We start from the raw sequence: 9065 nt of genomic DNA, 5'->3' as shown, positions 1-9065 counted from the left end.
GCATTCCCCGCCGTGGCTGTTACCCCCGAAGGAGCCGCAGGAGCCGTCGCCGAGGGTGCGGGGGTAACCGGCGCCGAGGCCGCCGACGCTGGCGAGGTGCCGATGGCGTTCGTGGCCGTCACCGTGAAGGTGTAGGCCGTGCCGTTCGTCAGACCCGTCACGGTGATGCTTGTCGCCGGCGGGTTACCAGTGACGGTGACCGGGGCCAGGGTCGTGGTGCCCGCGTGCGGGGTGACCGCATAGGACGTGATCGCCGAACCCCCGTTGGCCGGCGCGGTCCACGACACGGTCGCCGAGGCATTCCCCGCCGTGGCTGTTACCCCCGAAGGAGCCGCAGGAGCCGTCGCCGAGGGTGCGGGGGTAACCGGCGCCGACGCCGCCGACGCCGGCGACATTCCCACCGCGTTCGTGGCCGTGACCGTGAACGTGTAGGCCGTCCCGTTCGTCAGACCCGTCACGGTCGCCGTCGTCGCCGGCGGATTGCCGGTGACGGTGACCGGGGCCAGGGTCGTCGCGCCCGCATGCGGGGTCACAGCATAGGAGGTGATCGGAGAACCGCCGTTCGCCGGCGCCGTCCACGACACCGTGGCAGAAGCATTCCCCGCCGTCGCGGTTACTCCGGTCGGGGCCGCAGGCGCCGTCGCCGCAGCCGTCGGGGTGACCGGCGCCGAGGCCGCCGACGCCGGAGACGTTCCCACAGCGTTGGTGGCCGTCACCGTGAACGTGTAGGCCGTGCCGTTGCTCAGCCCCGTGACGCTCGCCGTTGTCGCCGGCGGGTTGCCGGTGACGGTCACCGGGGCCAGGGTCGTGGCGCCGGCATGCGGGGTCACGGCGTAGGACGTGATCGGAGAGCCGCCGTTGGCCGGTGCGGTCCAGGACACGGTTGCGGAGGCGTTGCCCGCCGTCGCGCTCACCCCGGCAGGGGCGGCAGGTGCCGTCGCGGTCGCCGTCGGGGTGACCGGCGCCGAGGCCGCCGACGCCGGGGAGGTGCCGATCGCGTTGGTCGCCGTCACCGTGAAGGTGTACGCGGTGCCGTTGGTCAGGCCCGTGACGCTCGCCGTCGTCGCGGGCGGGTTGCCGGTGACGGTCACCGGGGCCAGGGTGGTCGTGCCGGCATGCGGGGTCACGGCGTAGGACGTGATCGCGGAGCCGCCGTTGGCCGGCGCGGTCCAGGACACGGTCGCCGAAGCGTTCCCGGCGGTGGCTGTTACCCCGGTGGGGGCGGCAGGCGCCGTCCCCACCGATTGGCTGTTGGTGAGGGTGACGTCGTCGAGGTACATCCAGGTGTCATCCGCCGGGCTGGACCCGTCCAGGTGGACGTTGAACCAGAGCGTGATGGTCTGGCCCTTGTACGCGGACAGGTCAGCGGTGAGCTGGGTCCAGGCGCCGGAGTTGCTGCTGAGTTTGAACAGACTGGCAAGGGTGGCGCCGCTGGTGTTGCGGACCTGGGCTTCCATCCAGTCGTACCTGCACGTGGTGCCGCTACAGGTGTCGTCCGCGGTGTGGGGCTGGTACCAGAAGGACAGCGTCGAAGTCCCGGCGGCGGGCACGGTGATGGTCTGGGCCAGGGAGCTGTCTCCCAAAGGCTCCGTCCCCGACGCCAGGCCCAGCAGTGCCGACCCGGTGCCGGTGTGGGCGGTGGTGGAGGCCACCGGTGCCCTGACGCCACCGGTGGTCCACGAGGTCAGCCCGGACTCGAACCCGCCGTTGGCAATGGTCGACGCCGTCGTTCCTGTGGGAGTGACTGGGGCGGACGCCGCGGACGCCGGCGACGTTCCCACCGCGTTCGTGGCCGTCACCGTGAACGTATACGCCGTCCCGTTGCTCAGGCCCGTCACCGTCGCCGTCGTCGCGGGCGGGTTGCCGGACACCGTCACCGGCGCCAGGCTGGTGGTGCCGGCATGCGGGGTCACGGCGTAGGACGTGATCGGAGAACCGCCGTTCGCCGGCGCGGTCCAGGACACCACAGCAGAAGTGTTCCCCGCCGTCGCGCTCACCCCGGTCGGAGCCGCAGGCGCCGTCGGGGCAGCCACCGGGGTGACCGGTGCCGAGGCCGCCGACGCCGGCGAGGTGCCGATGGCGTTGGTCGCCGTCACCGTGAAGGTGTAAGCGGTGCCGTTGGTCAGCCCGGTGATGCTCGCCGTCGTCGCAGGCGGATTGCCCGTCACGGTGACCGGGGCCAAAGCCGTGCCACCGGAAGAGGGCGTCACCGTGTAGGAGGTGATCGCCGAGCCGCCGTTAGCCGGAGCCGTCCAGGACACGGTGGCGGACGCACTCCCCGCCGTCGCGCTAACTCCGGTCGGAGCTGCGGGCGCACCCGCAGGAGTGACCGGTGCCGACGCAGCCGACGCCGGGGACGTGCCGATCGCGTTGGTGGCCGTCACCGTGAACGTGTACGCCGTCCCGTTCGTCAGACCCGTCACAGTGGCCGTCGTGGCGGGCGGATTGCCCGTCACGGTCACCGGCGCCAAAGCCGTGCCACCCGAAGAGGGCGTCACCGTATAGGACGTGATCGCCGAGCCCCCGTTAGTCGGCGCCGTCCACGACACCACCGCGGACGCATTCCCCGCCGTCCCGCTAACCCCCGAAGGAGCCGCGGGCGCCGTCGCCGCCGGAGTGACATCTATCATCGAGTAGTCGTCCGTGGTGATCGAACCATTCGATTGGATGTTCAGTCCGTAGCTGATACCCGAGGCACCAGTCGGCAGAGCCGGGGTGGTCCATGAAACTTGCGACCAGTTGCTACTGGCGTTGAACAACGGACTCGAGGTCCAGTAGGTCCAGTATCCCGTTCCGGTTCGGTAATAGAGCTCGAACTGGGTGATCACGTCGGATTTATACCAGGCACTGAGCTGATAGATATGGCCGGGCGTGCCCGTGGGTGAGCAGCCGCCAAGGTCCAAGGCAGGTAGGAGCTTTGCGTCACCACTGACGTAGCCGCTCAGGGTCAGCAGTTCTGCGTTGTTTCCCGTGTGTCCGGGCGAGACCACTGAATAGCTGGGCGTATTGGTGCCGTATCCACCGGCAGCCCAACACTGCGGAATTCCGCTGGTGAGCGTCTCCAAGCTCGGGTTCTGGATCATGTTGGTCCCCTGCGGGGGCGGCGGGGGCACGGCAGGGCCGGAGACGAGGGGCTGGACGGCGCCGCCAATTACTTGGTCAACGGTCTTCACCGCAACGCTGCCCGCTGTCTGTTGTTGCGCCAACCATGTGGTGAATTGGCTGAACAAATCGGGGCTGATGGTAAGGGTCGGATCGGTCCCCACAGCGATGTGGTGGAACGTCAGCTGAACCCAGCCACCGCCAGCTGCCTGGGCCTTGGTCACGGAATCTTCGAGGTTGGCCAGCGTCCATGTGCTGTCCACTTCCTCCGGCGCCGCGGTGTCATAGGGGTTGGCGGGCGGAATGGTTTCCGCAGCCGGGAGCCCGGTGTCGTCCTTGCTGTAGAGGTCTCCGAGCCCCCGTGCACTGTTGAAACCGCAATTCTTCACAATGGTCTGCACCGCCGGATCCGAGGAAGCAAAGGGGTAGGCGAAGCTGGTGACCTTGAAACCCATGTTGGCCAGGGCAACCCTGCCGTTGCACACTTGGCGCGTCACTTCGTCCGAGGTCAAGGTGACCAAGTCGGGGTGAGTGACAGTGTGCCCGCCAATCTCGTTGCCGTCCGCGAAGAGTTGCTGCAGGTTCGCCGAGGTGAAATAGCTCGGCTGATCGATCCACCCGGAGGGGACGTAGAAGGTACCGTGCAATCCGACGCTCTTCATCGTGGCTGCGGCAGTCATCTGGTCGGCATTGCCGTCATCGAAAGTGAGCGTGATGACGGTGCTTGCGGCGGCATGGGCCGGCAAAGGAAAACCGCTGAGTAGTGCCAGGACCATCGAAGCGCACGCCCCGACGGCGGCCCAAAGGGTCCCGAGGCTCGTCGTCGCCGCCCCATTTCGCGTCGGGAATTTGCCCACAACACTCACCGTCCAATCGAAGCCGGATCATCCGGTCAAGGATGGGAGTGCTCCCCCACAAGACCTGCGCTGACCTTACGGCTCCGCATCCGGCCGCGTCGCGAGTGTGCCTCACCCGTGTGGCAGCACCCCGGGCTGGCGAACACTCCAAAGCTGGTTAACGATCTACAGCGCCTTAACAGCGCTCAACACCTTGGCCAGCGATTCCTTTGCGTCTCCAAAAAGCAGTGTGGTCTGCGGCTCGTACATGAGTTCGTTCTCGATCCCCGCGAATCCCGGACGCATGGACCGCTTCAGGAAGACTACTTGGCGCGCATCGGCCACTTCGAGGATGGGCATGCCGTAAATCGGCGAGCCTGCGGTCGTTTTCGCAGCCGGATTCACGACGTCGTTCGCGCCGACCACCAGCGCGACGTCGGCCGTGCGGAATTCCGAGTTGATCTCGCCCATTTCCTTGAGGGACTCATAGGGCACGTTCGCTTCGGCGAGCAGGACGTTCATGTGCCCTGGCATCCGTCCTGCCACCGGGTGGATCGCGAAATCAACATCGATGCCCCGCGCCTCGAGTGCAAGCGCCAACTCCGCGGCCGTGTGCTGCCCCTGGGCCACTGCGAGCCCGTAGCCTGGAACGATGATGACCCGCTGCGCGTAGCCAAGAAGCACCGCGACGTCTTCCGGGCTGGACGAGCGCACCGGACGATCGCTCACCGCCGTCGACCCCGCCGTCGAGCCTCCCTTGAACGCACCGAAGAGGATTCCGGCAACGCTGCGGCCCATGGCCGCGGCCATTGCTCTCGTGAGGATGGTGCCCGAGGCGCCAACCAGCGTGCCCGCCACCACCAGCAGCACATTGCCAAGCACCAGGCCCGAGGCCGCCACGGCCAGGCCGGTGAAGGCGTTCAGCAGCGAGATGACGATCGGCACGTCCGCGCCGCCAACCGGCAGCACGAGCAGTAGGCCGGCGGCCAGTCCCAGCAGCAAGAGCACCAGCGCGAGCGCGAGGGAACCACTGAAAACGACGGCGACGGCGGCACCCACCGCCGCGAGCAGCACCGCCCCCATGAGGGTCGGCAGGCCGGGAAACACCACCGGGCGGGTGGTCATAAGCTCTTGGAGTTTGGAGAACGTGATGGCGGAACCCGCGAACGACACCGCCCCCACCAGTAGCGTGAAGACAATGGCCACACGAACCCAGTGATCCTCCGTGGGCGCGAGCTCCAAGAGCGCCACGAGTGCCGCGGCGCCACCGCCCACACCGTTGAACAGCGCCACTAGTTGCGGCATCTGGGTCATCTTGACCTGTCGCGCGACAGGCGCGGCCACTCCCGAACCGACCACCATCGCGGCAAGGATCCAGGGAACGTTGTCCATCTTGACCGAGAAGAAAACCGTGGCGACCGCGAGCGCCGCACCGAAGGCGCCCACCAAATTGCCGCGCCGGGCGGTGCGGGGAGAATTCAGTCCCTTGAGCGCGAGGATGAAGCACACGGCGGCCGCGAGGTAGAGGAGCGAGGTCCACACTGGATTGATGAGGGTCATCGCAAGCCCTCCTTCGCCTCGGGCTTTAAGGCCTCGGGTTCCCTGCCCGGGGGAGCCACTTCACGCTTGCGTCCACGGAACATCTCGAGCATGCGGTCGGTCACCACGAAGCCTCCCACCAGGTTGGCGGTGGCGAGGACGACGGCGAGCAAGGCAACCGCGAGAACCCATGGGTCCGAGGCCTGCCCTGCAACGATGATGGCGCCCACCAAGATGATCCCGTGAATAGCGTTGGCGCCAGACATCAAGGGCGTGTGCAGCGTGCTCGAGACCTTGGAAACCACCTCGAAGCCGACGAATACCGCCAATACGGTGATGGTGAGCAGGGCGATGCCATCCATCACGAAACCCCCTCGTTCGCGGAGCCCACTGATTCCGCGGTCCCGGCGGAGAGTGCCTCAAGAGCCGCGGCCGTAGGACCGTGCCGCACCTCGCCGTCGTGCGTCAGGCACGCACCCGCCACCACCTCATCGCCAAAGTCCGGAACAACGGCTCCATCACAAGTCATGAGGGCCAGCAGATTGGCGACGTTCTTCGCGTAAAGGCGCGAAGCGTCCGCGGGCATCGCGGAGGCCACATCCTTCATCCCCACGAGGGTGACTGTGCCCTGGCCGTCCGCCGTCGGGATCTGGAGATCCATGCCGGGCACCGAGCCTTCCACGTTTCCGCCGGATTCAGCGGCGAGGTCGACCACCACCGAGCCTGGGCGCATGTGCTGAACCATCTCGCGGCTCACCAGGAGCGGGGCCTGCCGTCCGGGGACGGCCGCCGTCGTGATGAGCACGTCTGCCTGGGCGACGTGCGGCGCGAGCAGTTGGCGCTGCAGGGCACCCCGATCGGCGCTGAGCTCACGGGCATAACCACCGGACGCCTCCGCGGTCTCCACGTCGAGCTTGATGAACGTGCCGCCCATGGAGGCGACCTCGTCTGCCGACGCCGGCCGGATGTCGTTGGCGGAAACACGGGCACCCAGCCTCTTCGCGGTGCCGATGGCCTGCAGGCCCGCCACACCGGCGCCCAGCACCAGCACGCGGGCCGGGGGGATGGTTCCGGCGGCTGTCATGTATAGCGGGAAGAAGCGCGGCAGGCGCATGGCCGCCTCGAGCACGCAGCGATACCCGGCCACGAGGGCCTGGGACGTGAGGGCGTCCATGGATTGCGCCCGGGAAATGCGCGGCACCAGTTCAAGCGCGAAGGACGTCACGCCCGCTTCGGCGAGCGCGCGGACGGTGGGAAGTTCGGACGACGGCGATGCCAGGCCCACGGTGACCGCGCCCCGGCGCAGCGCGGCCGCCGTCGAGGGTTCGAGGGGGCGGACGTGCGCGTAAACGTCCAGTCCCGCGAGATCCAAGGTGGGGACGAGGAGGGCGCCCGCCTTTCGGTAGTCGTCATCGCTGTGTCCTGCGGCCGTTCCGGCTCCGCTTTCGACGAAGACCTCCAGTCCGAGGCACGCCAACTGCTTGACCGTTTCGGGCGTCGCAGCAACCCGCCGTTCACCGTCCAGCCGTTCCCGCGCTATGCCAAGTTTCACTCGCGCTCCCTTCCCGACACCCCATTGCCCTTGTGAACATCATTGCCCCGAGGCGTTGTTGGCTTGAGTCTAGGACGCGGAAGGGCCGGGCGGGAGGGGGACCCGTTTTGCAGCGCCACCCGGCGCTCTCTTTGCCCACCACGGCCAGCCGATCGACGTGGGCCTGAAGATCATCGACTTCGAGGGACAACTTCGCAAGACGAGTTCGTTGGCCATGGCCGCCGACGATACCATCCCGGGGTCGGGCCAGACGAAACTGGAAAGCTCCACCCCTGTTCCGCCGTCAGGTGTTCGCAACATGACGGTCTCTGTACGGGAATCAGGGATCGCTATGACTGTGTCGATGAACTCGCCCTCCACGAACGTCCGGCCCTCGACCTCGAGCCCGAGTCCAACGAAGAACGCCGTTACTTGACCGAGGTCCTTGACGGTGACACCGACGTGGTCGAACCGCATGATGCGCGACAGGAGAAAGCCTCCTGCCGCGGGGCCGACTCTGTGTACGGTCTGCGACGATGCCTGGGTTAGCGCGTTCAACTCACCGTCTTACTCAGCAAGGGTCACGGCAGTTCAGTATGACGAGGCCCGACGTTGTTGTGAGGTCAACCCGTCCGAGATGGACCCCAAATGCACCGCATTCCCGCAGCAGGTTCACGGTGAAATGACCCGACGTCCGTGTCTCGAAGAACTGTGGGTTTTCGAGACGGCAACGTGGTCAAACTTCGGAGGAATCTAGGTTGCTGTTAGCGCCCCCTCACAGTGCATTTGCTAGAGAAGCGGCCCGGACGTGGTCATTGCCTGCCGGAACGAACCAACCCGACGACGAGGACGGCAGCGATTGTCCCGGCGCCAGCGAAGAGCAGTCCGGTGGTGCCGGACACGATGCCGACTATCGCCCCGCCAGCAATGACACCGATGAGGGTGGCTGTGTTGTTCACGGCGCCCAGTGCGGTGAAGGTAGTGCCGAGCCGGGCCTGTGGGGTGGCGTCGTGGACGATGGTGCGGATCGAGAGTACCTGTTGGGTGTTTGCTGCACCGGCGAGAAAGAACGAGACGACGACGACAGGGCCCACCGGAACCAGCGCGGCCGAGGCGAGGGCGGCACCCATGAGAAGGCATGCGGCTGTGAGCAGCGTCGTGGCGCGGGCGGGAACGGTCACAAGGGATGACAGGAGCGATGCCCCAAGCCGACCTGCGGCGTAGGTTGCCAGTACAGCTCCGTAGAGGGCCGGACCGATGGCAAGGTCCTTGAGAAGGAACTGGGCCTGTGCCACGGGCAACGCCGCTGTGAACAGGATGGCCAGGGCCAGCATCCACACCGACGCCCCGACACCGGATTGCAGCAGCCGGCCAACCCCGTTTCGTCCCGTCCAGTTAGCATCCGGCACGGGATCCGGGCCTTGATCGATGCCTGTGGAGGAGCGCAGCCGTGCGATGTGGACGACGGCGGCAAGGATCAGCGAGGACACTGCGTCCAGGATCAGTGCCAGCTGGACCGAGCCGGCCGCGATGAACACGCCGGCCGCAACGGGGCCGGCGATGGCGCCAAGGTTCCGGAACAGGGCGAGCCGGGCGTAGACCTTGAGAGTCTCCATGTCTTCCGGTTTCACTGCAGGGGCGAGGGTGAGGATTGCCGGGTTCTCCATAACCGACACGGCACTCGCGCCCAGGAACAGTGCAAGCACCAGGACGGTGTCCGTGGTGAACGACAAAACAAGCACAAGCAATGCCCTGGCCAGCAGCCCGGTCTTCAAGACCGTTCCGGCGTCAAAGCGATCCATCAAATGTGAGACGGCAGGTCCGATCAGAATGCCCGGCAACAACGAAGCAACAATCAGCAGCGTGACCAGCAGCGGGCCTCCGTCGCGGGCCTGCAGGCCGACGATCAGGGCCGTCAGCGTCACCAGGTCACCGGCCGCGGACAGTCCCTGGGTAGCCGCCAGCGCCAGCAACGGACCTGAGCCCGTGCGTGTCGCCGTCAAGGCCTGAGCACTCATTTGGTGTCCTTGCCATGAGAGAAGGGTCCGGGCTCGCCC

The 9065-nt window shown here is 67.0% G+C and carries 6 protein-coding genes; all 6 read right to left on the bottom strand.

All coding sequences use genetic code 11. The annotated features are described in order from the left end of the window. The coding region (locus OOZ51_RS20335; RefSeq protein ID WP_265981639.1) for a fibronectin type III domain-containing protein at nt 1–3968 on the bottom strand (3968 nt) is incomplete at its 3' end. Nucleotides 3969–4124: 156 nt separating this feature from the next. Continuing rightward, complete coding sequence (locus OOZ51_RS20330; protein WP_265981637.1) at nt 4125–5498, bottom strand: NAD(P)(+) transhydrogenase (Re/Si-specific) subunit beta; 1374 nt, start codon at nt 5496–5498, stop codon at nt 4125–4127. Further along, nucleotides 5495–5839 (bottom strand): NAD(P) transhydrogenase subunit alpha part 2, encoded by a 345-nt coding sequence (locus OOZ51_RS20325; protein ID WP_265981642.1) that lies wholly within the window; start codon nt 5837–5839, stop codon nt 5495–5497. The genes OOZ51_RS20330 and OOZ51_RS20325 overlap by 4 nt, the downstream gene beginning before the upstream one ends. Next, complete coding sequence (locus OOZ51_RS20320) at nt 5839–7029, bottom strand: Re/Si-specific NAD(P)(+) transhydrogenase subunit alpha (protein ID WP_265981636.1); 1191 nt, start codon at nt 7027–7029, stop codon at nt 5839–5841. Before OOZ51_RS20320 ends, OOZ51_RS20325 begins: the two co-directional genes overlap by 1 nt. A 69-nt stretch (nt 7030–7098) precedes the next feature. Further along, nucleotides 7099–7566 carry a VOC family protein gene (locus OOZ51_RS20315; RefSeq protein ID WP_265981635.1) on the bottom strand — a complete coding sequence of 156 codons (468 nt, stop codon included), beginning with the start codon at nt 7564–7566 and terminating at the stop codon, nt 7099–7101. A 254-nt stretch (nt 7567–7820) separates the two neighbouring features. Next, nucleotides 7821–9026, bottom strand: coding sequence for an MFS transporter (locus OOZ51_RS20310; protein WP_265981633.1), 1206 nt, complete (start codon nt 9024–9026; stop codon nt 7821–7823). Nucleotides 9027–9065 lie beyond the last annotated feature (39 nt).

This window comes from Arthrobacter rhizophilus, assembly GCF_026241105.1.
Lineage (GTDB): Bacteria > Actinomycetota > Actinomycetes > Actinomycetales > Micrococcaceae > Arthrobacter.
This window is presented reverse-complemented; position numbering and strand designations above follow the sequence as displayed.

What these genes read in the sequence shown, in the direction of transcription:
- OOZ51_RS20330 (WP_265981637.1), bottom strand. Translation starts at nt 5,498, where the DNA reads ATGACCCTCATCAATCCAGTGTGGACCTCGCTCCTCTACCTCGCGGCC.
- OOZ51_RS20325 (WP_265981642.1), bottom strand. Translation starts at nt 5,839, where the DNA reads ATGGATGGCATCGCCCTGCTCACCATCACCGTATTGGCGGTATTCGTC.
- OOZ51_RS20310 (WP_265981633.1), bottom strand. Translation starts at nt 9,026, where the DNA reads ATGAGTGCTCAGGCCTTGACGGCGACACGCACGGGCTCAGGTCCGTTG.